At 70.5% G+C, this 22,899-nt stretch carries 26 protein-coding genes and 2 pseudogenes; 21 read left to right on the forward strand and 7 right to left on the reverse strand.

Annotation, left to right across the window (positions count from 1 at the left end; all coding sequences use genetic code 11):
• Positions 1-59: 59 nt before the first annotated feature.
• Positions 60-617: a GlcG/HbpS family heme-binding protein gene (locus IE257_RS30605; protein WP_053177276.1), complete on the reverse strand. Its 558-nt coding sequence runs from the start codon at positions 615-617 to the stop codon at positions 60-62.
• A gap of 332 nt (positions 618-949) precedes the next feature.
• On the opposite strand from IE257_RS30605, the gene IE257_RS30610 reads away from it, so the two are divergent.
• Genes IE257_RS30610 through IE257_RS30620 form a run of 3 tightly spaced genes read left to right on the forward strand, consistent with a single transcriptional unit; the run spans position 950 to position 3,311 of the window.
• The gene (locus tag IE257_RS30610; protein ID WP_189973110.1) at positions 950-2,146 is read left to right on the forward strand and encodes a sensor histidine kinase; all 1,197 of its coding nucleotides are present in this window, start codon (positions 950-952) and stop codon (positions 2,144-2,146) included.
• Positions 2,143-2,763, forward strand: a complete 621-nt coding sequence (locus tag IE257_RS30615) for a response regulator (RefSeq protein WP_189973111.1) — start codon at positions 2,143-2,145, stop codon at positions 2,761-2,763. The genes IE257_RS30610 and IE257_RS30615 overlap by 4 nt, the downstream gene beginning before the upstream one ends.
• 44 nt (positions 2,764-2,807) lie before the next feature.
• The gene (locus IE257_RS30620) at positions 2,808-3,311 is read left to right on the forward strand and encodes a hypothetical protein (RefSeq protein ID WP_079405330.1); all 504 of its coding nucleotides are present in this window, start codon (positions 2,808-2,810) and stop codon (positions 3,309-3,311) included.
• A gap of 85 nt (positions 3,312-3,396) precedes the next feature.
• On the opposite strand, the pseudogene IE257_RS30625 reads toward IE257_RS30620, so the two are convergent.
• Positions 3,397-4,395 (reverse strand): annotated as a pseudogene (locus IE257_RS30625) (glycoside hydrolase family 26 protein); the annotation flags it as partial.
• 213 nt (positions 4,396-4,608) lie between these two features.
• Complete coding sequence (locus IE257_RS30630; protein WP_189973113.1) at positions 4,609-5,292, reverse strand: pentapeptide repeat-containing protein; 684 nt, start codon at positions 5,290-5,292, stop codon at positions 4,609-4,611.
• A 95-nt stretch (positions 5,293-5,387) separates the two neighbouring features.
• Between IE257_RS30630 and IE257_RS39540 the strand changes: the two are divergent.
• The 6 genes and pseudogenes from IE257_RS39540 to IE257_RS30655 form a co-directional block, all read left to right on the forward strand.
• Positions 5,388-5,669, forward strand: a pseudogene (locus IE257_RS39540) (hypothetical protein); the annotation flags it as partial.
• A complete protein-coding gene (locus tag IE257_RS30635) occupies positions 5,662-6,414 on the forward strand; it encodes a DUF6879 family protein (protein ID WP_189973114.1) in 753 nt (250 codons plus the stop codon). The pseudogene IE257_RS39540 and the gene IE257_RS30635, both read left to right, overlap by 8 nt.
• A complete protein-coding gene (locus IE257_RS30640) occupies positions 6,411-7,253 on the forward strand; it encodes a helix-turn-helix domain-containing protein (RefSeq protein ID WP_189973115.1) in 843 nt (280 codons plus the stop codon). Before IE257_RS30635 ends, IE257_RS30640 begins: the two co-directional genes overlap by 4 nt.
• Before the next feature lie 87 nt (positions 7,254-7,340).
• Positions 7,341-7,544 carry a hypothetical protein gene (locus IE257_RS30645; RefSeq protein ID WP_189973116.1) on the forward strand — a complete coding sequence of 68 codons (204 nt, stop codon included), beginning with the start codon at positions 7,341-7,343 and terminating at the stop codon, positions 7,542-7,544.
• Between the two features lie 510 nt (positions 7,545-8,054).
• Entirely contained in the window at positions 8,055-8,201 is a 147-nt protein-coding gene (locus tag IE257_RS30650) for a hypothetical protein (RefSeq protein WP_189973117.1), read from the forward strand.
• A complete protein-coding gene (locus IE257_RS30655; protein WP_189973118.1) occupies positions 8,198-9,379 on the forward strand; it encodes a methyltransferase domain-containing protein in 1,182 nt (393 codons plus the stop codon). The genes IE257_RS30650 and IE257_RS30655 overlap by 4 nt, the downstream gene beginning before the upstream one ends.
• Before the next feature lie 58 nt (positions 9,380-9,437).
• Here IE257_RS30655 and IE257_RS30660 read toward each other — a convergent pair whose 3' ends face one another.
• Entirely contained in the window at positions 9,438-9,914 is a 477-nt protein-coding gene (locus IE257_RS30660) for a GNAT family N-acetyltransferase (protein ID WP_189973119.1), read from the reverse strand.
• A gap of 25 nt (positions 9,915-9,939) precedes the next feature.
• Positions 9,940-10,836, reverse strand: a complete 897-nt coding sequence (locus IE257_RS30665) for an aminoglycoside phosphotransferase family protein (RefSeq protein WP_189973120.1) — start codon at positions 10,834-10,836, stop codon at positions 9,940-9,942.
• Positions 10,837-11,685: 849 nt separating this feature from the next.
• Here IE257_RS30665 and IE257_RS30670 point away from each other — a divergent pair.
• The 4 genes from IE257_RS30670 (at position 11,686) to IE257_RS30685 (ending at position 15,014) form a co-directional block, all read left to right on the forward strand.
• Positions 11,686-13,071, forward strand: a complete 1,386-nt coding sequence (locus IE257_RS30670) for an NAD(P)/FAD-dependent oxidoreductase (RefSeq protein ID WP_189973121.1) — start codon at positions 11,686-11,688, stop codon at positions 13,069-13,071.
• 504 nt (positions 13,072-13,575) lie between these two features.
• Positions 13,576-14,262, forward strand: coding sequence for a hypothetical protein (locus IE257_RS30675; protein ID WP_189973122.1), 687 nt, complete (start codon positions 13,576-13,578; stop codon positions 14,260-14,262).
• A 4-nt stretch (positions 14,263-14,266) separates the two neighbouring features.
• On the forward strand, positions 14,267-14,488 hold the full coding sequence (locus IE257_RS30680) for a hypothetical protein (RefSeq protein ID WP_189973123.1): 222 nt from the start codon (positions 14,267-14,269) through the stop codon (positions 14,486-14,488).
• A gap of 19 nt (positions 14,489-14,507) precedes the next feature.
• Positions 14,508-15,014: a hypothetical protein gene (locus tag IE257_RS30685; protein WP_189973124.1), complete on the forward strand. Its 507-nt coding sequence runs from the start codon at positions 14,508-14,510 to the stop codon at positions 15,012-15,014.
• 108 nt (positions 15,015-15,122) lie between these two features.
• On the opposite strand, the gene IE257_RS30690 is transcribed toward IE257_RS30685, so the two are convergent.
• Both IE257_RS30690 and IE257_RS30695 read right to left on the reverse strand, forming a co-directional pair.
• Positions 15,123-15,776: a YdcF family protein gene (locus tag IE257_RS30690; protein ID WP_189973125.1), complete on the reverse strand. Its 654-nt coding sequence runs from the start codon at positions 15,774-15,776 to the stop codon at positions 15,123-15,125.
• Complete coding sequence (locus IE257_RS30695; protein ID WP_189973126.1) at positions 15,773-16,561, reverse strand: GntR family transcriptional regulator; 789 nt, start codon at positions 16,559-16,561, stop codon at positions 15,773-15,775. Before IE257_RS30695 ends, IE257_RS30690 begins: the two co-directional genes overlap by 4 nt.
• Positions 16,562-16,959: 398 nt before the next feature.
• On the opposite strand from IE257_RS30695, the gene IE257_RS30700 reads away from it, so the two are divergent.
• From IE257_RS30700 to IE257_RS30735, 8 genes are all read left to right on the forward strand, one after another.
• Entirely contained in the window at positions 16,960-17,232 is a 273-nt protein-coding gene (locus tag IE257_RS30700; RefSeq protein WP_189973127.1) for a DUF6284 family protein, read from the forward strand.
• A complete protein-coding gene (locus IE257_RS30705; protein ID WP_229920752.1) occupies positions 17,229-17,570 on the forward strand; it encodes a hypothetical protein in 342 nt (113 codons plus the stop codon). Before IE257_RS30700 ends, IE257_RS30705 begins: the two co-directional genes overlap by 4 nt.
• On the forward strand, positions 17,567-18,562 hold the full coding sequence (locus tag IE257_RS30710; protein WP_189973129.1) for a DUF2637 domain-containing protein: 996 nt from the start codon (positions 17,567-17,569) through the stop codon (positions 18,560-18,562). Before IE257_RS30705 ends, IE257_RS30710 begins: the two co-directional genes overlap by 4 nt.
• Positions 18,562-18,918 (forward strand): RRQRL motif-containing zinc-binding protein, encoded by a 357-nt coding sequence (locus IE257_RS30715; RefSeq protein WP_189973130.1) that lies wholly within the window; start codon positions 18,562-18,564, stop codon positions 18,916-18,918. Before IE257_RS30710 ends, IE257_RS30715 begins: the two co-directional genes overlap by 1 nt.
• Before the next feature lie 12 nt (positions 18,919-18,930).
• Positions 18,931-19,458, forward strand: a complete 528-nt coding sequence (locus tag IE257_RS30720; protein ID WP_189973131.1) for a hypothetical protein — start codon at positions 18,931-18,933, stop codon at positions 19,456-19,458.
• Positions 19,458-20,069, forward strand: coding sequence for a plasmid transfer protein TraA (gene traA / locus IE257_RS30725; RefSeq protein ID WP_189973132.1), 612 nt, complete (start codon positions 19,458-19,460; stop codon positions 20,067-20,069). The genes IE257_RS30720 and traA overlap by 1 nt, the downstream gene beginning before the upstream one ends.
• A 28-nt stretch (positions 20,070-20,097) precedes the next feature.
• Positions 20,098-22,173 (forward strand): plasmid transfer protein TraB, encoded by a 2,076-nt coding sequence (gene traB / locus IE257_RS39025; RefSeq protein ID WP_268251447.1) that lies wholly within the window; start codon positions 20,098-20,100, stop codon positions 22,171-22,173.
• Between the two features lie 200 nt (positions 22,174-22,373).
• Positions 22,374-22,838, forward strand: a complete 465-nt coding sequence (locus IE257_RS30735) for a hypothetical protein (RefSeq protein WP_372453139.1) — start codon at positions 22,374-22,376, stop codon at positions 22,836-22,838.
• Positions 22,839-22,899: the final 61 nt, after the last annotated feature.

Raw genomic sequence — 22,899 nt, forward strand, 5'->3', positions numbered from 1 at the left:
GGCACCGCGAGCCGGGCACGACCGGGCAAGGCACCCCCCGGGCCGGACGACCGCGCGTCCTACTTGTTCAGCGCGTCCACACCGGCCTTGGCGAACTTCTCGTCCAGGTCACCGCTCGGGGCGCCGGCCACACCGATGCCCGCGACGGGCGCGCCGTCCGCCTGGACCGGGGTGCCGCCACCGAGGAAGAGGGTGCCGGGGATGTCCTTCAGGTTCGGGGTCTGGGCGAGCCGGCCCACGAGCACCGAGGTCGGGGCGTTCCAGGACACGGCGGTGAAGGCCTTGCGCTGGGCCGACTCGTAGGACTGCGGGCCGGCGCCGTCGCCGCGGAGGGTGACGATGGTGTTGCCGTTGCGGTCGACGACGGCGACGGTCACCTTCTGGTTCTCGGACTCGGCGGCCTTCAGCGCGGCCTGGGCGGCGCGGGTCGCGGCGTCGACGGTGAGGTGCGTCGTCGTGGTGAAGTTCTTGCCGCTCGGGCCGTCCTTCTTCCCGGCCACGGAGACCTGGGCGGTCTCGGCGGCGGGGGTCGCGCTGGCGCTCACGGCACCGAAGGCTCCGGCGCCCAGGGCGACGGCGAGGGCGGTACCGGTGAGAACGCGGGTGCGGGTCTTCATCTCTGCTCCTGAGAACGGTGCCGCGGTGACGGCTTCGAGTCGGTCGGGGCCGGGCCGGTCCGACCGGCTCCTGCACTGCTCCAAGCCTCGGTCCGAAACCCCCCGCGCCCCGTCCCCGTACCGGCTCGCCCCACCCACCGCACCGGCTGACCCGGGGGTCATCCGATCGGTCGATGCGCATCGCCTGCGGCGAGGTATTGGCTGGCCACAGCGCCGGACCCGCTCTCCGGCCCCGCGGGCGTCCGCTCCTTCAGCCTCGGCCCTTCCGGCCCCGCCGGCGTTCGAGGCGCGGGTCCGGGGCAGCGCCCCGGCGGCAGCGCCTGCGGGCGACAATGAACGCACCCCTCGCACACCAGGAGCAACCGGTGAGCCACCCCGCCAGCAGGCCGGACACCCGAACACTGGCCACGGTCGCCCACACCGCCTTCTTCCTGCTCCTCGGCGCCTCCGTGGTCCGCTTCCTGCTGCGCCACCCCGGCGAACCCCGGACTCCGTGGATCATCGCCCTCAGCATCACCCTGGCCCTGCTCTACGTCCTCGGCCCCGCGCTCGGCGCCGCCCCCACCGCCCGGCGGCTCCTGTGGCTGGGCCTGGTCGTCACCACCTGGATGGTCCTGGTCGTCCTCGCGCCGAGCTTCGCCTGGTGCGCCGTACCGCTGTTCTTCACGGCCCTGCGCACCCTGCCGCCGCGCGCCGCCGTCGTCCTCGTGGCCCTCCTCACCACCTTCGTGGTGATCGCCCAGCTCCAGCTGGCCAAGTCCTTCGACCCCAACCTCCTGCTGGCCCCGCCCGCCGTCGCCGCCCTCGCCACCGCCGTCTTCGTCCACATGGAACGCCAGGCCCGGGCCCAGCGCACGCTGATCGACGACCTGATCCGCACCCGCCGGGAGCTGGCCGCCACCGAGCGCCGCGAAGGCACGCTCGCCGAACGGCAGCGGCTGTCCATGGAGATCCACGACACCCTCGCCCAGAACCTCTCCAGCCAGCAGATGCTCCTCCAGGCCGCGGACCGCACCTGGGAGACCGACCCGGCCACCGCCCGCGCGCACGTCCGTACCGCCACCGGCATCGCCGCACACGGCCTCTCCGAGGCCCGCCGGCTCGTCCACGACCTGGCCCCGCCCGAGCTCGCCGACGGCGCCGGCCTTTCGGACGCCCTGCGCTCCCTGGACGCCGGCCCGGACATCGAGGTCCGCTTCCACCTCGAAGGCACGCCGGTCCCGCTCCCCGACCGCGTCCAGTCCGCGCTGCTGCGCATAGCCCAGGGCGCGCTGGCCAACGTCCGCGAGCACTCCGGCGCCCGTACGGCCGCACTCACCCTGAGCTTCCTGGGCGACCAGGTCGTCCTGGACATCGCCGACGACGGCCACGGCTTCACCGCACCCCGCACCGACGCCGCCGAGCGCGGGCACGGGCTCCCGGCCATGCGGGCCCGCGTCCGCCAGCTCGGCGGCACCCTGACGATCGAATCCACGCCGGGCGAGGGCACCGTCCTCTCCGCGGCCATCCCCCTGGAGCCGGCCCCATGACGACGATCCTCCTCTGCGACGACCACGTCGTGGTGCGCGCCGGACTGCTGGCCCTGCTCGGCAGCGAGCCGGACATCGAGGTCCTCGGCGAGGCGGGCAGCGGTGAGGAGGCGGTCGCCCTCGCCGCGAAGCTCCGTCCCGACGTGGTCCTGATGGACCTCCAGCTGGGCGAGGGCATCGACGGCGTCGAAGCCACCCGGCGCATCACGGCCCTCCCCCGGCCCCCGCACGTCCTGGTCCTCACCACCTACGACACGGACGCGGACATCACCCGGGCGATCGGCGCGGGCGCCACCGGCTACCTCCTCAAGGCCGAACGCCCGGAGGAACTCTTCGCCGCCATCCACTCCGCCGCCCAGGGCCGCACCACCCTGTCCGCGCCGGTGGCCAGCCGGGTGATGGCCCACATGCGCGGCACCCGCCCCACCCTGACCGACCGCGAACTGGACATCCTCGGCCAGCTGGCCCGGGGCCTGGGCAACCGCGACATCGCCCGCGCCCTCTTCATCAGCGAGGCCACGGTCAAGACCCACCTGGGCCGGATCTACGACAAGCTCGGCGTCGACACCCGCGCGGGCGCGGTCTCGGTCGCCAAGGAACAGCGCCTGCTGTCCTGACACCGGAGGTGAGCGGCCCCGGCGCGCGTGACACCATCAGCTACGTGCTCGACATCGGCTACTCCCTCTCCCGGCGCTTCCCCGACCCCCCGCAGACCGACTACCGCTCCGCGGACGTCCACACCCTGCGGCACGACCTGTTCTGCGGGGACGTGTACCTCGCCGACACCAACGCCGACCGGGAAGTGTCCACAGCCTGGGGATGGGTGCCCGTACTGGACTTCGCCTGGGCCCTGTGCGACATCGTCGAACAGCTCGACAAGGACCCCCGCGGCAACCGCTCCGCCAACCGGCAGTACGCCGAGCTCGACTTCACCGAGTCCACGGACCGGATGCTCTTCGAACGCCGCTTCGGCTGGGTCGACGTCGAGGCCGACTGGATGCCGGCCGAGGAGGCCCCGCTGACCTTCAGCCACCGCCTGCTGCGCCGCGAGGCCCGCGACTTCCTGCACGACCTCATCGCGGACCTGATCGACATGCACGACGGCCTGGCCGACAACCCGGCCATCTGGACCCTCCAGGCCCGCTTCCCCCGCGTCCCGGCGTAGACCGGCTCAGGGTCGCGGCCCGGCGGCCGGGCCCGGCGCCCGGCCCACCGCCCGGCCCGCCGCCCGCTCAGGTGCCCGGTCCGGCGGACAGGGACTCCCGGAACACCTGCGTGGAACGCGGGTTCTGCCCGCACTGCCACACGCCGTGCGGGCAGTAGTCGGTGATGCTGTGGTAGAGCGGCTCGTGCTCGGCGAACCAGGCCAGCATGTGCCGCACGTACTCGGGATTGTCGCCGTGCCGGAACAACCCCCATTCGGGGTACGAGATCCGCTTGCCGTGCGCCTTCGCGAAATCGACCTGCTGCTGGAGTCCGTAGGGCTGCGTGACCTGCTCGTCGAAAGTACGGCCGGGCTCCTGGTCGTAGGAATCCATCCCGACGATGTCGACCACGTCGTCGCCGGGATAGCAGCTGGTCCAGGCGATCGCGTCACCACCGCGGTTGGGGGCGTAGTCGAAACGGAACCGCTGCCCCTCCACCGAGCGCATGGCGGCCACGATGCGCCGCCAGTACGTCTTCCAGTTCTCCGGGTCGGGCCGACAGCGGTGGGTGTAGTTGAAGCCGTTCATCTCCCAGCCGAGCACGATCACCGTGTCCGGCACCCCGAGGTCGACCAGACGCCCGGCCAGCTGCCGGAAGTGGTGGTCGTTCGCCCCTTGGGCGCCGGCGCGGATCAGCTCGGCGACCCGGCCGTCGGGGACACCGGCCTCGTTGCGCTCCTGCATGGGCACGTTCAGGACGAACAGCCGATCGGCCCTCTCGTTGCGCCACCGCGCCCAGCTGCGCAGGGAATCGGGTGCCCCCTCGATGTTCGCCCAGGTGTCGCCGGGCAGATAGGTGTGGCCGGCGCGCAGCTCGGTACCGCCGAGCCAGCGCGAGAGCTCCTCCATCCGCTCGACGCCGGGCGAGCCGTAGTGGAGGTACGCGCCCACGGCGACCGCGCCGGGCTCGCCGACCTCCGTCCCTGCGCTGCCCCTGGCCACGACCCGCGACGGCGGTGTGCCGAGGATGCCCCCCATGAGGAGCAGGCCGACGGCGACCGTACTCACGCAGGCGCCCGCCAGCCAGCGGCCCCGATCGGACATGACACCTCCACAGGCTCGTGCACCGATGTGTCTGCCTGCGACGTTAGGCACCTCGTCCGACGACTGCCCGTCGAGCTGTCCGGATGCTCAGCCATTCGCCGCAGCCGCCCGCCTCCGCCCGGCCCGCTCTGTCAGCCCCGCCGGCCGTTCGAGGCGCGGGTCCGGACAGCCCCCGGCGGGCCCGGGGCGGCACCTCGGCAACGGCGCCGCAGGCTACGGAACCACCCGCACCCCCAGCTGCGCGGCCATCGCCGGAGCCAGCTCGAACAGCTGGCCCGGACTGATCACCGCCCCGCCCAGCGCCTCCACCCCCCGCGCGATCTCCAGCACCGAAACCCCCCGCAGGTCCACATCCGCCATCCGGACCCCGCTGAAGTCCACCCCCCGCAGCCCGCAGTCCCTGAACTCCACCCGCTCCAGGACCGCCCCCGCGAAGTCCGGCTCCACCAGCACGCACCCCTCGAAGACCACGTCCTTGAGCCGCGCCTTCCGCAGGTTCAGGTAGTCGATCTTGCCCCCGCGCACCACCACCCGCTCCAGCACGGCCCCGTGCATCTGCACGCCGCCCATCCGCGCGTCCACCAGCTCCACGTCCCGCAACGAGGCCCCCGACAGGTCGGTCCCCACCCCCCGGACCCCCTCCAGCACCGAATCCAGGATCCGCGCCTTCGCCAGCCCCGCCTCGTCCAGCGCACATCGCCGCAGCGCGCAGTCCATGAACCGGGCGCCGATCCCCTCCTGCCCCGCAAGGTCCAGGTCCGCGAACTCCAGGCCGTCGTAGTCCCCGTCCGGCTCCAGCTCGCCCCCGCCCCACCCGGTCAGCTCCGGCAGCCGCAGCTCCGGCCGCCGCGCCGCCTTCACCGTCTGCTGCTGCCCCTGCTGTCCTTTGCGCACCATCCCCCCATCGTGAACCAGCCCACTGACAACGGCCGACAGCGGCGGCCCTTGACCTCAACCCCGCTCGAGGTCGCACCGTGGTCGTCATGCCCACCATGCGCGCCATCCGCCTCCACGCCTTCGGCCCCGCCGAGAACCTCTCCTACGAGCACACGGACATCCCCGTTCCCGCCCCCGGCCAGGTCCGCATCGCCGTCGCCGCCGCCGGTGTCCACCTCCTCGACACCAGCCTCCGCCGGGGCATCCAGGCCAGGGAGCTGGGGCCTTTTTGCGTCAGCCCCGAGAATCATTGCGAATCACGCAGGACAGGGAAGATGCGTCCGCCCCATCCTGGTCGGGACTTGTCCGCTGGTGGGAGGGGAAACGGCAATGGCACGGCGACTCCGGTTCATCGGTACCAACTCCGGCAACGACGGATGCCCGACCCTGTACGAGGACCTGGACACCGGGGAGGTCCTCGTCCAGGGCGACGCGGTGACCGACCCCCAGGACGTGGCGCAGCTCCGGAACGTCAAGGATGGGGAGGGGTTCGTGGTCGTCCCGCGCGTTCTCCTGGCCGACTTCGCGCCCCGGGACGCGGAAAGGACGCCTGTGCTGATCGGCTTCGAGGAGTTCGCCGGGATGTTCCGCACCTTCTCGCACACGGCCTGGCGCCTCGAAACCCGGCGCCGCTACCAGTCCGACGAGGAGACCGAGACCTACCAGCGGTTCGTCCGGGGCGAGGACGCCGGCTGGGACCTGAACGACCCCTGGTGCGTGTCCCGGCGTGAACAGTCCGCCCTGGGCAAGCGCTTCGAGCGGGTACGGATCGCCGACGACCCGCCCACCCCCGGTCAGCGCTACCTGCTCGACAACGCCCGTCGAAACAGCGCGGTGGGCGAAGACATCCGCAACCTGTGGCGCTCCGAGGCCGAAGCGCTCCAACTCCCCGACGAGGACTTCTGGCTCTTCGACTCCCGTGTCATCGTCCGGCTCCACTTCGATGACGACGACGTGATGACCGGCGTCGAGCTGGTCACGAACCCCGTCGAGGTGGCCCGCGCGTGCCAGGTCCGGGACGCCGCGTGGCACCACGCCGTCCCGTACGAGACCTTCGCGGAACAGGTGCCGTCCGCCGAGTGAGCACCGACTTCCAACAAGCAAGGGTTGCCCTCGGTGCGCGGCTGCGCGAGCTGCGCACCGATCGGCGTCTCACCGGCCGCCAGTTGGCGGTCCTGCTCGGCTGGACCCAGTCCAAGATCAGCAAGCTGGAGACCGGCCGCCAGACCGCGACGTCGGACGACCTGCTGGCGTGGGCGGACGCCACCGGCCATCCGCAGGCGGCGGAGGAGCTGATCACCCGGCTCGGGAGCCTGGAGTCCCGGTCCCGCGCGTGGCGCAGACAGCTCGCGGCGGGCCACAAGCCGGTACAGGACACGCTCACGGCGGAGTACGAACGCACGAGGACGTTCCACGTCTGGCAGAGCTCCACGGTCGTGGGCATGCTCCAGACCGCCGAGTACGCCCGCCACGTCTTCACCCGCTACGCCGACCTCCACCAGTCCGTCCGGGACACCGAGGAAGCCGTACGCGCCCGCGTGAAGCGTCAGGAGATGCTGTACGAGCCGGGGCGCACGTTCCACATCGTGATGTGGGAGGCCGCGCTCCGGGCGCTCGTATGCCCTCCTCCCGTACTGGCCGGCCAGCTCGACCGCCTGACGGGCGTCCTCGGGCTGGACACCGTCTCCCTGGGCATCGTCCCCTTCGGCGCTTCCCTGAAGATCCCGCCGGCCAACGGCTTCTGGCTGTACGACGACCGCCTGGTGATCGCGGAGGACTGGCACGCGGAACTCTGGCTGGACGACGCGGACAGCGTCGGCGTCTACCGGAAGGTCTGGCAGGCACTCTCCGACTCCGCGGTCTACGGCGCCGACGCCCACCGCGTGATCGCCCGCGCCCGGCGGGCTCTCGACACCGCCTGAGAATCCACCGGAAGATCACGGACCGGCCCGAGAATCTCGGCGAATCAGCCCCCACAGGGCCTGGCAACCGGCCCTAGCGTCCCTCTCATGGACAGCTCGCACGAACTGGAGACAGTGACCCCGAGCACGGTCGTGGAGTCGCTGCGCGAATCGCTGATGGCCGCTGGAATCGTTCTCCCCTCGCTGGGCATCGACCCGGCACCGCCCGGTCCGGGGCTGGTGAGGCTGCGCAGTGTCCGCCCCGACGTCGCCATGAAGCTGGCGCAGGTCGTGAAGCGGGGGAACGGATGAGCGCACGCGACAGCCATCCGGACGGTACGGAACCCGTTGGGGCACGGTTCGAGGGCCCGGACCCGAGTCCCGGCAACGCCTTGAAGTGGCGTCCGTGCGAGTGCGGCCGACCGGTCTGTCCCGAGTACCGCCCAGCCACCGGCAGCACCCAGCGGCTGAACGCCAAGGTGGCCGAAGCGAACCGGCGGAGTCAGGGGACGGCGCAGTGAGCGTCCTGCCGGAGCCGCCCCCCGAGTCCTGGGACGACATAGCGGCCCAACTCCATGACCTCCGGGAGCGCGGCGCATGGGCCGCCCAGCTCTCCCGCCACCTGACTCCGGAAGCCCCCTTCTGGAGTTCCTGGCAGAGGCCGGAGAACGGCAGATTCAGGCCCGGCCGGAGCGCACTCCCAGGGCCCTCACCCCAGGGTCCGACTGACCCCATCCCACAGACTCCGCCCCGGTGACCGATCCACCGATCGGCCGGGGCGGCTCACAGCACCACTCATCCATCACGAGAAGGAGCACGTTCATGGGCGGACAGCACGGCGGAGGCACTGGCTCGGGCCAGGGCGGAAGCCAGCAGGACGACAGCCAGTCGGGCGCCGGGCACGGCGGAGGCGGCTCCGAGGGCCAGGACTCCGGTCACAGCGACACGAAGGGCAGCGGCACCAAGTGACCGAACGCGCCACGCCGGAGGCCGGCCCCCAGGGGTTGGCCTCCCGGCTCACGGATGCCGGTGCCCTGACCTCCGACTGGCTCCCCGCCTACCAAGCCGTGCTCCGGGAGTCGTTCGTCCCGGATGTGATCTGGCCCGGCGTCGGCCCAGCCGACGGTGGACCAGTGGCGAGCATCGACCGCCGCACTGACCCGGAGGCGTGGTTCCGCGCGGTCTACTCGGACACCTCCCTCACCACCCAGTGGGACGACGGAAACCACACAGGCACCGACCGGGGCAACATCCCGACGTGCAGCAACTCCCAGCCCGCCATGGTGTTCTCCATGCTGGCGGCCTTGGACGTCCAGCCGGGCTCCACGGTCCTGGAAGTAGGTACTGGGACCGGCTGGAACGCGGCTCTGCTCTCCGAACGGGTCGGCTCGGAGCACGTCACCACCATCGAGTTCGACCCTGAGAACGCGGCCACGGCCCGAGCCCGATTGGACGCCGCCGGCCACAACCCGGTCGCCATCGTCGGGGACGGCTCCCAGGGCTGGCCCGCAGGCGCCCCGTACGACCATGTTCTGATCACGGCCTCCCTCCGGGAGATCCCGGCGGACATCATCCGGCAGACCCGACCCGGCGGGATCATCGTCTCCCCGTACGCCACGGAGTACGGCGGGGAGGCCGTGGTCCGCCTGACCGTCCAGGGGGACGGAAGCGCGTCCGGCCCGTTCGTCGGCTCCTCCGCCTTCATGCGTCTCCGGCAGCAACGCGCCTACCGAACGCACGTGAAGACGTACCTGGGCGGCAAGCCGTGGCCGGCCGATGGCCGCCGGACGACCACCTCCCTCTCCCCGGAGGACGCGGCCGACTGGCTCCCCATGTTCGCCATCGGGCTCCAAACGCAGGGGATGTTCCCCTACCCGGAGAAACTCGACGGCGGGCGCTACACGCTCTGGCTCCGGGACACGCGGGTGACCTCCTGGGCGTCGATCGACTTCGTACCCGACGCGGAGGAGTTCGAGGTCTACCAGTCCGGTCCGCGGGAGCTGTGGAGCGAACTCACGGCCGCCCACGCCTGGTGGGACGACCAGGGCCGTGCGGACTTCGAGCGGTTCGGACTCACCGTGAAACCCGACGGCACCGCCTGGGCCTGGCTCGACTCCCCGGAGCACCCGGTCCCGGCCGTCGGATAGACGTACAGCCAACCCGCCCGGTGCCGCCTTCTCACGGTCCCGGGCGGGCGTCCGGCGGCTACTCCGCCCCGCCCAGCTTGCGAAGCGCGTCGTCAGTCAGGCGGTTCACGGTCCACTCGTCCATTGACACCGCTCCAACTGATCGATAGAAGTCGATGGCAGACAAATTCCAGTCGAGGACCGACCACTCCAGCCGCTCGTAGCCCCGCTCCACGCAGGTGCGCGCCAGCTCCCGCAGCAGCGCCTTGCCGTGACCGCCGCCGCGCACGCCCGGCCGTACGTACAGGTCCTCCAGGTAGATCCCGTGCACCCCGCGCCACGTCGAGAAGGACAGGAACCACACCGCGAAGCCGACGACCTCCCCCTCCTCCGTCTCCGCGACGTGCGCGAACACCGCCGGGCGCACCCCGAACAGCGCCTCCCGCAGCTGCTCCTCGGTGGCCCGCGCCTCGTGCGGCACCTTCTCGTACTCCGCGAGCTCGCGGATCATCGTCTGAAGGGCGGGGACGTCGGTGACTTCAGCACTACGGATCATGCCCGCAGCCTAGAACGGCGGCCGATCAGCGCTCCAGCAGCACCTCGGCAACCGTCAACTGGTCCTCGTCCAGACGTTCTTCACCGTCCGCCACGTCCCACAGGCAGTTCTGGAGCACCCGGCCCAACGTCCAGGCCCGCGCCCGTCCGCGGTCCCGCTCCAGCCCGACCGCCTCCGTCAGCAGGTCGAACCGCCACCGCACGTCCCCGGCCCGGAAGTTGTTGACGATCGCCGGCAGCAGCTCGAAACCCGGATCGCCCGCCAGCGGCTTCGGGTCGATCGCCAGCCACGGTTCCCGGCCGCCCGCCAGCACGTTGCCGTAGTGCAGGTCCCAGTGCAGCAGCCGGTCCCCCGGCTCCCCGGCGACCTCCGCCACCGCCGCCGCGCAGTCCGCCAGCAACCGCCGGTCCCGCTCCTCGACCAACCGCCCCAGCGCCTGCGGCACCTCCTCCAGCATCCCGGCGGCCATCTCCGCGAGCCCCCGCAGCCCGGCCGGGGCCGGCACGGCCGTCAGCCGCGCCAGCAACTCCCCGACCACCGTCACCGCCCGCCGCGCGTCGGTCCGCGCGAGCGCCGCCAGGTCCCGCCCCTCGTCCAGCCGTTCCAGCAGCAGGGTGCCGGTGTCCGCGTCGTGCGCCAGCAGCCGTACGCAGCCCCGCCCGGCCCACGCGCGCAGCGCGACCGGCTCCCCCGCGCTCTCCTCGTCCACCGCCACCAGCTTCAGCACGGCCGCGCTCCCGTCGGCCCGCACCACCGGCAGCACCAGGGCCGTCATCCCGTGCATCGCGGGCCCGGTGCGCCGCAGCCCCCACTGCTCCAGAAAACGCGCTGCCCGCGCGGGCAACTCGGCGATGAACTCCCGCCCGGCGTCGCCGTTGTACGGAATCTGCGCCTCGATGAACCCATCCGGAATCTCGACCATCCCCCGACGGTAGCCGTGCCCCTGCGGTGCCCCTGCGGGGTTGCTCGGCGGTGTACGGCCCGGCGCCCCGGCGCGGGGTGCCCTGCGGGCGGCTCGGGGTGTGGGTCGGGGCCCGCACGAGGGTCTCCTCGGCCCGTCCCCTGCGGGGTGCTCGGCGGTGTACGGGTGTGGGTCGGGGCCCCGCACCAGGGTCTCCTCGGCCCGTCCCCTGCGGGGTGCTCGGCGGTGTACGGGTGGGGGTCGGCGCCCCGCACGAGGGTCTCCTCGGCCCGTCCCCTGCGGGGTGCTTGGCGGTGTCCTGGTGTGGGTCGGGGCCCCGCACGAGGGTCTCCTCGGCTCGGCGCGCGCGGCAGCGTCACGGCCGTACGGGGTGGTCGCGCCTCGTCCTGCGGGGACCCTCCTGCGTGTCCCCGCCCCACGGCCGACTTCGACCGTGCCGGGCATCCCGTTACGTACCTCGCCCGACCGGGTCGACCCCGTGGGCGGATGGCTCCCGGCGGCTTGGACGGCGGAGGGGAGTGGGGACGTGCCGGGGTGTCCCCGCAGGACGAGGCGCGACCACCCCGTCATGCCGGGAGGCACCCGCGCGCGCCGAGCCGAGGAGACACCCCGGCACGGCACCACGCACCGACCCGAGCCGACCCCGCCGCACACCCCAGCCACGCCGTCCACTGAGGTGCGGGCCCGCACATCCAGCCTCGCCGGCGATTGAGGCGCGGGTCCGGGCAGCGCCCGGCACACGGCGCGAGCCAGCCCGAACCGCATCAACCATCCCGCCACCCAAACGGCCCGTAGCCGCGACATCCCGTCCCTGGACACCCTTCCGGAACGAGGTGTACCAACTCCCCCATGACGATCAACGGCGGTATTTCCTTCTGGTACGCGTCCGAGCGAGCCGGCACCGCGCCCGCCCCACCCCGCGCGCCCCTCACCGGTGACGCCACCGCCGACGTCGTCATCATCGGCGGCGGCTACACCGGCCTGTGGACGGCCTATTACCTGAAGAGGGCCGCCCCCGACCTCCGCGTCACCGTGCTGGAGCAGAAGTTCTGCGGCTACGGCGCCTCCGGCCGCAACGGCGGCTGGCTCTACAACGGCATCGCCGGCCGCGACCGGTACGCCGCCCTCCACGGCACCGACGCCGCCCGTCGCCTCCAGCACGCCATGAACGAGACCGTCACCGAGGTCATCGGCGTCGCCGCAAAGGAGGGCATCGACGCCGACATCCACCGCGGCGGCGTCCTCGAAGTCGCCCGTACCCCCGCCCAACTCGCCCGACTGAAGGCCTTCCACGCCCACGAGGTCGACTTCGGCGAGAGCGACCGCGAGCTCCTCGACGCCCCCGCCACCCGCGCCCGCATCGACATCGCCGACGCCGTCGGCTCCAGCTGGAGCCCGCACGGCGCCCGCATCCACCCCCTGAAGCTCGTCAAGGGCCTGGCCGCCGCCGTCGAGGCCCTCGGGGTGGTCATCCACGAGTCCACTCCGGTCACCGAGATCGCCCCGCGCCGCGCCGTCACCCCGTACGGCACGGTCCGTGCCCCCTACGTACTGCGCTGCACCGAGGGCTTCACCGCCGCCCTCAAGGGCCAGAAGCGCTCCTGGCTCCCGATGAACTCCTCGATGATCGTGACGGCCCCCCTCCCGCCCGAGACCTGGTCCCGGCTGGGCTGGTCGGACAGCACGCTGCTCGGCGACATGGCCCACGCGTACATGTACGCCCAGCGCACCGCCGACGACCGGATCGCGATCGGCGGGCGCGGGGTCCCGTACCGCTTCGGCTCCCGTACCGACAACGACGGCCGCACCCAGCCGGCCACCGTCTCCGCCCTGACCACCCTCCTGACCTCCTTCTTCCCGCAGCTCGCCGGTACGGAGATCAGCCACGCCTGGTCCGGCGTGCTCGGCGTGCCCCGCGACTGGTGCGCCACCGTCACCCTGGACCGCACCTCGGGCCTGGGCTGGGCCGGCGGCTACGTCGGCTCGGGCGTCGCCACCGCCAACCTCGCGGCCCGCACCCTGCGCGACCTGGTCCTCGGCGAGTCCACCGAACTGACCACCCTCCCCTGGGTGAACCACCGCGTCCGCCGCTGGGAGCCGGAGCCCTTCCGCTGGCTCGGCGTCCAGGCCCTCTACGCCGCCTACCGCGAGGCGGACCGCCGCGAGACCGCCGGCCACACCCCGACGACCGCCCCCCTGGCCCGCCTGGCCGACCGCATCTCGGGCCGCCACTGACCCCGGAAACGCGAAAACCCCGGCTCACGGATCTGAGCCGGGGTTCCGATGGGGCCCCCTGTCGGATTCGAACCGACGACCTACGCATTACAAGTTGTCCGATCGCCTTCCACCGCGATCCGTAGGCGTCCCAGTGGTACCCAAGCCCCTGGTCAGGCCCCATTGCGTACGTAGGCGGACTCCTCTGCATAGTCAGGGATCAAGTCCCAACTGAGCCCGCGACTGAGACCCGCTCGGGGAACGGCGCCATCCATTGCAGCTTGGACTCACCACAGGGAGAACCTGGTTGAGAGCTTGAGAGCGTACTGATCTTGATACGTCCGGAGCCCCCATGCTCGCCGGACAGACCCAGCCTGTGCCCGTGGCGATGGCCCGAGGAGTTGTCAGACCCTCACCCCATACTTGGGAGGAGAGGACGCGCTTGGATCCGCCCAACTCATCACGCTGGGGGACCAGGCAGAACAATCGGTAGTCGGGAGTTCACTCGGGGGCTAGCATGACGCCATGTTGAAGCGTAGTCTCATATTCCATCGCTGGGGCTCTGTCGCGGGCAAGCCCGATTTCATCCCGACTGACGTCGCTACTGCGCTGGCGGCTGCCATCTCCGCCGACAGTGAATTCGCCATCCTGGATTCTGGCGACGCTGTTACTGCAGTCGAGGTCGTGGACGTCGGCCTTGGGACTAGCCCCACAAATCTCAGGCTCTTTGCCCTGCGCGGCGCCGACGATCGACCCTTCAAGTGGGACAGCCAAGGAAGCGTCAGTCCGATCTCGTTGAGGGATAGCGAATATCCGGCCGATGTGAGCCATGTGTCCATTTGGCCGGACGGAACATGCGCCCATGACTACGCGAAAAACGTGCCGAGGATCTCACGCCTCTCGTCATTCTTGCGCCGAAAGCTGAACTCTCACGTGAAATTCGACGCCCTCTACAGGGAAGACACCCGAGAAAAGCTCAAGGCAATGGAAGGACAACTGAGGTCCGTAGAAGTGGCGATGACCAGAAGGGGAGGAGAGGCGTCCAGCGGCGGTGTTTTCGGCACCCTAATTCCGGAGAATTTTGGAGACAAGGCCCCTTCCATTCGATTCACGCTGGGAATGGGCAGGTATGGACCTCGAGACCGCTACCTTGATGGCGAGACAGAGGAGCAGGTCTTCTCCCTCGCAGAACAGGGCAGACGATTTCGTTAGCAACATGGTCATTCGGGGTAAAAGTCGCTCCTCTGGCCGCGTTGAGACCATCAACCTGCTGCACGAACGGCTTCAAGTCCCGGTCGAATTCCGGCAGAGCGCCACCGTCTCGTCCATGCCAGAGCCTGCCGACGTTTTCTTGGAGCTCGACCAAGCCTACAAGGAGTTTCTGCGCGACGGAAAGCTCGCCTCCGCAGTGCAGGGTGAGAAGATGCGCAGTAAGTGAGAAAACACGCCAGGGGGGCATGACCATGGGGGCATTGCGGTGGATCGATAGGCACATCTGGTTCGTCCCGATTTTCTTTTTCATCGGTGTCGAACTTGCGCTAATCGTCACAGATTTGGTCAGGCGCGAACCTTTCCTACTCGCTGCGGTTGCCGCGGAGAAGAGGAAGGAAATCTACACTTCACTCACTGGCTCGTCCAGCGGACTGCTGGGCTTCACGCTGGCAGCAGTCGCCATCCTTGCCGCCTTCGGCCCGCGCGCAACACAAAATCATGAGCAGCAAACACGAGAAACCGCACTGGCGGATGCACGGGTGGGAATCAGCAAAGCACTCCTAGCCACTGCCCTCATGCTAATGACAGTCCTCGTAATCGCGACGGTAAGCCTCGGAGTTGACGTCGGGAAAACTGGAGGTTTGGCCGTAACTAGCCTCACACTCGCCGCTGGTACAGCTAGCGTGGTTGGGCTCTTGGTCAGCGGTGCGGGACTGACCCTTTCCCTGATCGAGAGAGGGGGCAGGAGCTGAATCGCGAATTCCGCTACCAAACCCTGCGCCGGTTCAGTTCTAACCGGGTCAAGAAGCGATACGAGTGGGCGTCGGAGGTCTGTACTGGATCCGACGCCCGTATCTCGATCAAGGTCCCGTGATGAGACGGCTGGTGAAGCCGTCGGAGCGGAGCCGGTCGTACGCCGCGGACACAGCAGGCGGCACGTCTTGGTGGATCAAGAATCCCTGCTGTGGGTAGATCAACAGCCGCTGAAGCGCGCCAACGAGCATGTCAAAGACCAATTGCGGATCCTGGATCGAGTCAACGTACTCAATGAGCGTCATCGTCGTAGACGCACTGACGATCCCTACCTCTGGCCAGATCTTGCAGGCTGTCGCATAGGATCGCCGTTCCTCGTAGGGCTTGCTGACCAGTAGCACCGATTCAACGTGGACTCCGCGCTCAACAAGTAGCGATCGGGAAAGGCGGATGTTCTCTCCCGTGTTCCGCGCCTTTGGCTCCACAAGGATCGCGGAGTCAGGAACGCCCAACTGCAGAGCTCGCTCGCGGTAGTGCTCCGCCTCTCCCCGAGGCATCCGCTCGCGGGTCGTACGGCTTGTGGCTCCGGTGAAGACGATCAGCGGCGCCATGTCCCGTTGGTACAGGGCAACCGTGGCATCAGCGACTCCGAGATCATGACTACCCAGGCCGATGGCCACGGAGCAGGGCCGCGGCTCGTGGTGCATCTGTTGGAAGTCCCACAGCTGCTCGGCGTCGGCCCAGTTCTGCGCGGAGATCATAGTGTTGCCTCCTGAGCCGAGTCGGGAACCTTGAAGTCGTAGGCCCATGCAAACCGCGTGGCAGCATGCGTGCCGACAGCGAACTCCACGACCGTGCCGTCCGCTGTGTACGTGGTCCGGTGCAATTCAACGACCCATTCACCGGGCGCCAGCTGGAGCAGGGCCGCCTCTTCCTGTGTCGCAACCCTCGCAAACAGTTCCTCACGCATGTGGTCGATCTCGTAGCCGGCGTCGTACAGAACTCGGAAGCCGCCGCCCCGGCCGGCCGGGCCCGGGCTCGGGTCAACGATGCGCGTTCCCTCGACGTGTTCGGGCCGGTAGTAGCTGGTCAGCGTGTGGGTCGGCTGGTCGCCTTCCTTCACGAGCCTGGCTCGCGCGTACACCTCAGCACCCTCGGGAAGCCCGTGTGCCGCAGCCACCAGCGAAGGCGCCGGCACGCGGCTGACGCTCTGCGTCTGCTCGCCGCGCTTGTAGGCCCGGCCCGAAGCGACGCGGTCGGCGATGAACGCGACCTCGTCGCCATCTCGCCACTTCGCCTTGTCGTACCGAGCGATGCCGAGTCGCTTCAGCGGCGCCTGCTCCCGTACGACCGTCCCGTGGCCCCGTGAAGAGGTCACCAGCCCTTCGGCTTCGAGGGCCTTGTACGCCGCGTGGACGGTGGACTTCGAGCCCTCGCCCGCATCCACCAGGTCTCGGATGTGCGGTAGCTGCTGGCCAGGGGCGTAGTCGCCTCGCCTGATCTGTTCAGCCAGCTTGTCGGCCAGCTCTCGCCACTTGGGTGCCACGCGAACTCCCTTCGATGGGTCCAGTCAAACACAGTCCCAGGACTGTTGACAGTCCTGGGACTGCGAGTCCATAGTCATCCACAGCGGTTCACAGTCCTAGGACAGCGAACCAGGGAGGGCCTTCTTTGGGCTGCTCTCGGCGCCCGGAGAGCTCCGAAAGGACCAGCTCGAAGGAAGCGGCGGTTCCTTAAGAACTCAACAGTGGACACCAAATTGATCTTCGACCTTCCGGCTCAGCCGGACCGGTTGCCTCCTCCGCCCGTCCGGTGCATAGCGCCGTACGGGCGGGGTTTGAGGGGAGCCGGAGTTCTTCCTGTTCCACAACGACGTGCAGCCCCGGTGCGGGAACACCGGGGCTGCTGTTCGGGCCCGTTCCTCTACCGAAGGAGCTAGACCCAATGAAGTCCATCGTTGCACTTCAGGACGCTGTTACGCCGTGGTCCGACGGTTTGGAGCCGTTGGACGCGGAGCTGGATGCGATTGAGTGGGAGCTGCCGCTGATCCTGGCGGAGGTCGACCTCCTCGACGCGGAGATCACCGTGCTGGACCGTACGCCGTCCGAGGTGGACGAGCGGCGGATCCGTCGGGCCCGCCGCAAGGTCCTCGCGGCCCGGCGGGACCTGACCAATCAGGCCGTGGCCGCCGCGGGCATGGCGGGCGGTGCCGCATGAACACACCGATGCCCCTCTCGTCCATGGCCGCGCCGCTGATGGCGCTGCGCATCTTCGCCGACGAGTACCGGCACCTGCCGGCGCCGTGCGTGTCGATCTCCACCGTCTACCCCGACCTGCTGGAGCTGTCCTTCCACGACGATGCCGACGGGTTCGAGACCTGGTGTCAGGCACTCCGGATTCGCCCCCGAGCGGTGCAGCACAGCGTTCACAGCGACGGCCGCACCAGCGTCATGAAGGCCGTGACCAACTACTCCGGCGGCCCCGTGAAGCTGATCTGCTTCACCACGATCCCCGCCCCGGATGACGTGCGTTCACAGGCGGAGGTCGGGTCGTGAACCGTGTTCAGATCCGTTCATCCGAGCGTGCGCTGTCCGTGGGGACGTGGCTGATCGTCGGCGGAGCGATGCTCTACTCCGTCCTCACCGTCACCCCGCTCATGGCCGCCCACACGCCGGCCGCATGGCGGTGGACGGCTCCGATCCTGCCGCTCGTCGTGGATGCGGCGGTGGTGATCGTGGTCCGGCTCGACTCCGTCCTCGCCCGTCTCGGCGGGCACGGCGGTGCCTGGCCGGTCGCCCTGCGGTGGATGACCGGCACCATGACCCTCGCCCTCAACGTAGGCGTATCCGCGCTGGCCGGGGACCTTGTCGGGGTCGCCGTGCACTCCGTCGCACCGCTCCTCCTGATCGTCACTGCGGAAGCTGGCCTCGCCTACAGGCGGGCCCTGACCGCCGCAGTCCTGGCCGTGGAAACCCGCAAGCGCGCCGAGCAGGACGCCCAGGAAGAGGCGGCGGCGGAGCGGGAGGAGAACCGGCTCCGGGCCGCTCGTGAACAACGCGAGCACGAGGCAGCCATCGCCCGTGAACAGCGTGAACACGAGGCCCACCTGACCCGTGAGGAGGCCGCCCGTCAGGACCGCATCCGGCGCGAAGAAGCCGAACGACTGGAGGCTGCTGAGCGGGCGGAGCGGGAAGCGGCTGAACGCCGTGAACAGATCCGTGAACAGCAGCAGGCCGAGCGTGAACGCCTTGAACGCCAAGCCTTGCAGCAGCGCGAGTTGGAGGCCCGGGAGCGGGCCGAGCGTGAGCGCCGTGAACAGGCTCGTGAACAGGAGCGGATGGAGCGTGAACGCGCCGCCCTCCTCGCCGCGGGCCCGCCGCAGGTGAAGCTGCCGGAGGAGCAGGCCCGCGCAACCGTGGCTGCCGCGTTCGCGGCCGGGGTGCCGGTGCGGGTCGCTGCGGAGCTGTCCGGCTGGTCGGTGGGCTGGGCCTCGGCCCGCTACCAGGAGCACCGCGACGGCAACGCCGCCGCTCCGGCTCTCGGCTGATGAGCGCCCTTCCGGTCTACCGCTGGCGGCTCGCCCCTGAGGGGCTGGCCACTCGCCGTCAGCTCCGCGCCGCCGGGCTGCGGCCCGGCGGCCAGGACGTCGTCGCCCAACTGGAGCGGCCCCGCCGGCGGCGGGGCCCGCTGGTCGCCTACCTCTACCGGATCGACCTCGCGAAGCCGGTCCGGCCGATGACATCGAATCGGTGGGCGGCCCTGGCCAAAGCGGATGCCGCCCGCCGCCGGTGCCCCGTCTGCCGCGACCACCTCCCGTACGTGATCCCGACCTCGCTCGGCATGTGCAACGCCTGCCACGACTTCCCTGAACAGCGCGCCGCCCGAACCCTGACTGCTGCCTGAAGGAGTTCTGCTGTGTCTCGCCGTACCCGCACACACACCGCCAAGGGCGCCGCGCCCACCGTGCACATCCCCCGCCAGCGCGGCCACCGCCACGGGCCGCAGGTCATCGTGGTCGTCTCCGAGGAGCCCACCCTGACCGCCCGCGCCACGGCTGCGACGGGCCGCTGGGTGTGGAAGCACCGCCGCACCTGGGCCCCGACCGGCCTCGCGCTCCTGCTACTGCCCGTGACCGGCGTCGTTCACCTGATCACGCCGTGGGCCGCTCTCGTCGCGGCCCCGGCCGCCGCGGCCCCGTTGGCGGTCCTGGGGTGGAAGGCCAAGGGCCGCCCCGGCCGGACCCGCGCCGAGGCCTCGTGGCTGACCATCCTGGCCGCCCTCGCCACGGCCGGACTCACCTGGTTCTCCCTGGCCCTGTGGGCCGGACCGTTCGTGCCCGCGCTGATGGGGCTGTGGTCGCTGACCACGCTCGCCGCCCAGGTCATCTGGTTGATCAGCCGCCGCTCCACCACTGCCGTCACCGCTCCTGAGGGGACCCGCTGATGTCGAACAACACCTGGATGCCCAACAACGGCAGCACTCCCGGCCCCCGCCGTCCGCAGAACGCCGCCGGCGGCCAGCAGCAGGGTCCGTGGCAGCAGCCGGGCCCGGCCGGCGCCCCCGGCGGGACGAACCGGTCCCGGACGACGAACCGCAGCAAGTCGCGGGAGTACCACTTCCACATCAGCGACCCGGGCGTGCAGAGCGGCGGCGGGGGCCCGCGCAACGGCCGTGGCCAGCAGGGCGGCCAGGGCCAGCGGGGCGGGCGGATGCACTCCCCGTTGGGTGACCCGGAGTTCTTCTCCAACGTGGACATCCGCAACTACTGCGAGGGCGGCCGTGGGCTGTTCCTGCAGATGTCGTTCGAGCTGGCCAACGCCGCCGAGATGCTCAACGCCGTGCTGAAGGAGATCCCCGACCCCGAGGGCCGCCCGTTCGGCTCCCGTGCGCGGGCCCGCAGGGTGTCGCGGCGGATGAAGAAGGCCGCCGAGGACGCCCTCGGCACCGCGAAGAACCTCGCCGCGACCTATGCGGCGTTCCAGCGGGAGTTCGATCCCCAGCTCGCGCCGAACCGCCGGCCTCGCCAGGGCCGCCGTTTCGACTTCAACGGCTAACGACACCTGATCGCAGGGAGGTCAGAGCATGCCCCGAACCACCTCACCCGATGACACCCGGCAGCAGCAGTACGACGCCCACGGCGAGGGCGGCGGGATCGGCGAGTACCTGCTCCACCGCGCCAAGCCCCACCTGCCGCCGTGGCTCGCCGGTACCGGGGCGGGCCTGGCCTCCCTGCCCGCCCACTACTTCTGGTCGGGCGAGCCGGGCGTCACCGCCGGCCTCACCCTTGCCTCTGTCGCCCTGACCGGCCTGACCTGGTGGGCGGGCAAGTCCACCACCCAGCAGCGCCGCCTGCACTCCGCCGTCACCGTCGCCGCCGCATCCACCTGGTTCACCGCGGCCGCGATCGCCGGACCCGGGGCGGGGCCGCTGGGGGAGCTGTATTTCATCGGCGCCCCGGCCCTGGCTCTGTCGTGGAACATCCGGCAGATCCTCCGCAAGAACGTCGAAGGCGCGGGCCAGTCGGCGGATGGTGGGTTCTTGGAGAAGGTCGGCCTGGCCAAGGCCCAGGTCCTCCGCACGGAGGTAGGCCCGAACAAAGCCTCCTTCGACCTCCAGCTCCCCCGCGGCGAACTCACCCCCGACGACGTTTCGAAGAACCTGACCCGCATCGCCGGGGCCCTGGACGTGCCGAAGACGGCCATCCGGATCCAGGAGAACCCCGACTCGGCGTCCAGGGTCATGCTGACCGTGGTCCCGCTCGACCTGCTCAAGAACACCGTCCCCTGCCCCGGCCCCAGCGCCCCCGGCGAGTCGATCAGCTACCCCGTCGTCGTCGGAATCTACGAGGACGGGACCCCGGCGGACATGTGGTTCCCCGGCGACCCGGACGAGGCCCGCAACGCCATGATGCTGCTGCTCATGGGCATGACCGGCTCCGGGAAGTCCGAGGGCGGCCTGACCGCGCTCGCGGAGATCCTGACCCGGCGGGACGTGATCGTGTGGGCATCGGACCCGGCGAAGAAGGAGCAGACCCTCGGCCCGCTCCTGCCCGCGATCGACTGGGCCGCCCTCGACATGCCCTCCACCAAAGCCATGATCAAAGCCCTCACCGCCGTCATCCCCGCCCGCACCGCGTGGCTCGCGAAGTACGGCTACAAGCAGTGGGTTCCGGCCTGCGCCGAGACCCAGGCCGACGGCGCCCCCGGCATGCCCTACCTCGTCGCCTGGTTCGAAGAGGCCGCGAAGACGATCCGTGAGATCGACGACGACGTGTTCACCGGCCTCGCCCAGGAAGCCCGCTCCGCCGGCGTCTCCCTCGTCCTCTCCATGCAGCGGGCCTCCGGCAACCAGGTCTCCACCGACACCCGCGCCTCCCTCGGCTCCTCCTGGTGCCACGGCGTCCGCACCGAGCAGGACGCCCGGTTCGCCCTCGACGACGAGGTCCTCGACGCGGGTGCCGCCCCGCACGTGTGGAAGGACAAGAAGCCCGGCTACTCCTACCTGGTCGCCAACGGCGTCCCCGACGACCAGTGGGCCACCCCGATGCGGGACTACCTGTCCAGCGTCGACTACCTCAACTGGGTCGTCGTCACCTTCGCCGACGCCCGGGCCGCGATCGACCCCGTCACCGCCGGGGCGGCTGCCCGCTCCGCCGACCGCGCGTTCACCGGCCGCACCCGCTACCCGATGCCCGGCACCACCGATCAGCCGGAGACCACCATGCCCAACGGCCACGACCCGGAAGAGGACGAGGAGTACGAGGACGGCTACTACCCCGGCGAAGACGACTACGACCGGCACCCGTCGAACGGAGCGGACGAGGACGACTACGAGGAGGGGGAGTTCATCGACGCGGAGCAGGAACTCCCCGAAGTCGAGCAGGTCGTCCAATTCGCCGCCCGACCGCCGGCCGACGAACCGCGTCCGAAGATCAGCACCGCAGAGGCGCGGGCGGCGATGGAGGAGGTCCTCGAAGAGTTCGAGGAAGAGGGCCGGGACGTGGTCGGCCCGGCGGACTTCATGGCCTACTGCGACCGCTACGGACGGGGCCGTTCCTGGGTCTCCGGACAGGTCGCCCAGTTCGTCCTCGCGGGCCGTCTCGCCGAGACCAGCGAGGTCGGCCGCTACCGGATCGTCCCCTACGACGTAGCGGCCTGACGCGTCAGACGCGTCCGACACCCCTGCCAGGCCAACAGCCCCAATCCACAGGTCATACGTGCGCGCGAGGGGTGTCAGACGGGTGTCTGACGCGTCAGACACCCCCACCAGACACCCACCCTGACACCCCAGACACCTTGCCCACACAGGGCCCAAGCCACCTCGGCTCGGGCCCTGCTGGTCTTCCCCTGGAGTCCGCCATGACCTACGAACCCACCCACCCGACCGTCCCCGAACCGCTCCGATACGGGGACGCGATCCTCTACCCGCCGGCCGTCCCCGAACCGCGGATGCTGCCCGCCGAAATACCACCCGGCGTCCAGTACGTCACTCTCCCCGACGGCACCCGCACCCTCGCCTACACCGCCCTCCCCGAGACCCTGCCCGCGCGGCCGATACCGGCGTGGGCGAAGACCACCGCCCTGCTCGCGCCGACCGTCGGCGGAGGCATCGCGGCAGCCTCCGCCGGACTCGCCTACGCCGCACCGGGACTGATCGCCCTGACCGAAGCCCTCTGGGCGGCAGTCGCCCTCATCGCCGCCGGAGCCGTCATCGCCGTGGCCCGACCGCGACGCGGCGCCGCTCGCCCGACGACTCACATCACCCAACACGTCACGGCAACTGGCCTCTTCGGCCGCGCCAACGGCACCGTCAACCACCGCTGAACGCCGAAGGCGGCCCCCTCACGCCAATGACCGGGGCCGCCCTCATCCAGGCCGTTGCATC

The sequence above is a fragment of the Streptomyces avidinii genome (assembly GCF_014650695.1).
GTDB classification, from domain to species: domain Bacteria; phylum Actinomycetota; class Actinomycetes; order Streptomycetales; family Streptomycetaceae; genus Streptomyces; species Streptomyces avidinii.

What these genes read in the sequence shown, in the direction of transcription:
- IE257_RS30685 (WP_189973124.1), top strand. Translation starts at nt 14,508, where the DNA reads ATGACCATGGGGGCATTGCGGTGGATCGATAGGCACATCTGGTTCGTC.
- traB (WP_268251447.1), top strand. Translation starts at nt 20,098, where the DNA reads ATGCCCCGAACCACCTCACCCGATGACACCCGGCAGCAGCAGTACGAC.
- IE257_RS30700 (WP_189973127.1), top strand. Translation starts at nt 16,960, where the DNA reads ATGAAGTCCATCGTTGCACTTCAGGACGCTGTTACGCCGTGGTCCGAC.
- IE257_RS30650 (WP_189973117.1), top strand. Translation starts at nt 8,055, where the DNA reads ATGGGCGGACAGCACGGCGGAGGCACTGGCTCGGGCCAGGGCGGAAGC.
- IE257_RS30665 (WP_189973120.1), bottom strand. Translation starts at nt 10,836, where the DNA reads ATGGTCGAGATTCCGGATGGGTTCATCGAGGCGCAGATTCCGTACAAC.
- IE257_RS30610 (WP_189973110.1), top strand. Translation starts at nt 950, where the DNA reads ATGAACGCACCCCTCGCACACCAGGAGCAACCGGTGAGCCACCCCGCC.
- IE257_RS30705 (WP_229920752.1), top strand. Translation starts at nt 17,229, where the DNA reads ATGAACACACCGATGCCCCTCTCGTCCATGGCCGCGCCGCTGATGGCG.
- IE257_RS30660 (WP_189973119.1), bottom strand. Translation starts at nt 9,914, where the DNA reads ATGATCCGTAGTGCTGAAGTCACCGACGTCCCCGCCCTTCAGACGATG.
- IE257_RS30615 (WP_189973111.1), top strand. Translation starts at nt 2,143, where the DNA reads ATGACGACGATCCTCCTCTGCGACGACCACGTCGTGGTGCGCGCCGGA.
- IE257_RS30645 (WP_189973116.1), top strand. Translation starts at nt 7,341, where the DNA reads ATGGACAGCTCGCACGAACTGGAGACAGTGACCCCGAGCACGGTCGTG.
- IE257_RS30680 (WP_189973123.1), top strand. Translation starts at nt 14,267, where the DNA reads ATGGTCATTCGGGGTAAAAGTCGCTCCTCTGGCCGCGTTGAGACCATC.
- IE257_RS30605 (WP_053177276.1), bottom strand. Translation starts at nt 617, where the DNA reads ATGAAGACCCGCACCCGCGTTCTCACCGGTACCGCCCTCGCCGTCGCC.
- IE257_RS30675 (WP_189973122.1), top strand. Translation starts at nt 13,576, where the DNA reads ATGTTGAAGCGTAGTCTCATATTCCATCGCTGGGGCTCTGTCGCGGGC.
- IE257_RS30670 (WP_189973121.1), top strand. Translation starts at nt 11,686, where the DNA reads ATGACGATCAACGGCGGTATTTCCTTCTGGTACGCGTCCGAGCGAGCC.
- IE257_RS30715 (WP_189973130.1), top strand. Translation starts at nt 18,562, where the DNA reads ATGAGCGCCCTTCCGGTCTACCGCTGGCGGCTCGCCCCTGAGGGGCTG.
- IE257_RS30690 (WP_189973125.1), bottom strand. Translation starts at nt 15,776, where the DNA reads ATGATCTCCGCGCAGAACTGGGCCGACGCCGAGCAGCTGTGGGACTTC.
- IE257_RS30635 (WP_189973114.1), top strand. Translation starts at nt 5,662, where the DNA reads ATGGCACGGCGACTCCGGTTCATCGGTACCAACTCCGGCAACGACGGA.
- traA (WP_189973132.1), top strand. Translation starts at nt 19,458, where the DNA reads ATGTCGAACAACACCTGGATGCCCAACAACGGCAGCACTCCCGGCCCC.
- IE257_RS30630 (WP_189973113.1), bottom strand. Translation starts at nt 5,292, where the DNA reads ATGGTGCGCAAAGGACAGCAGGGGCAGCAGCAGACGGTGAAGGCGGCG.
- IE257_RS30735 (WP_372453139.1), top strand. Translation starts at nt 22,374, where the DNA reads ATGACCTACGAACCCACCCACCCGACCGTCCCCGAACCGCTCCGATAC.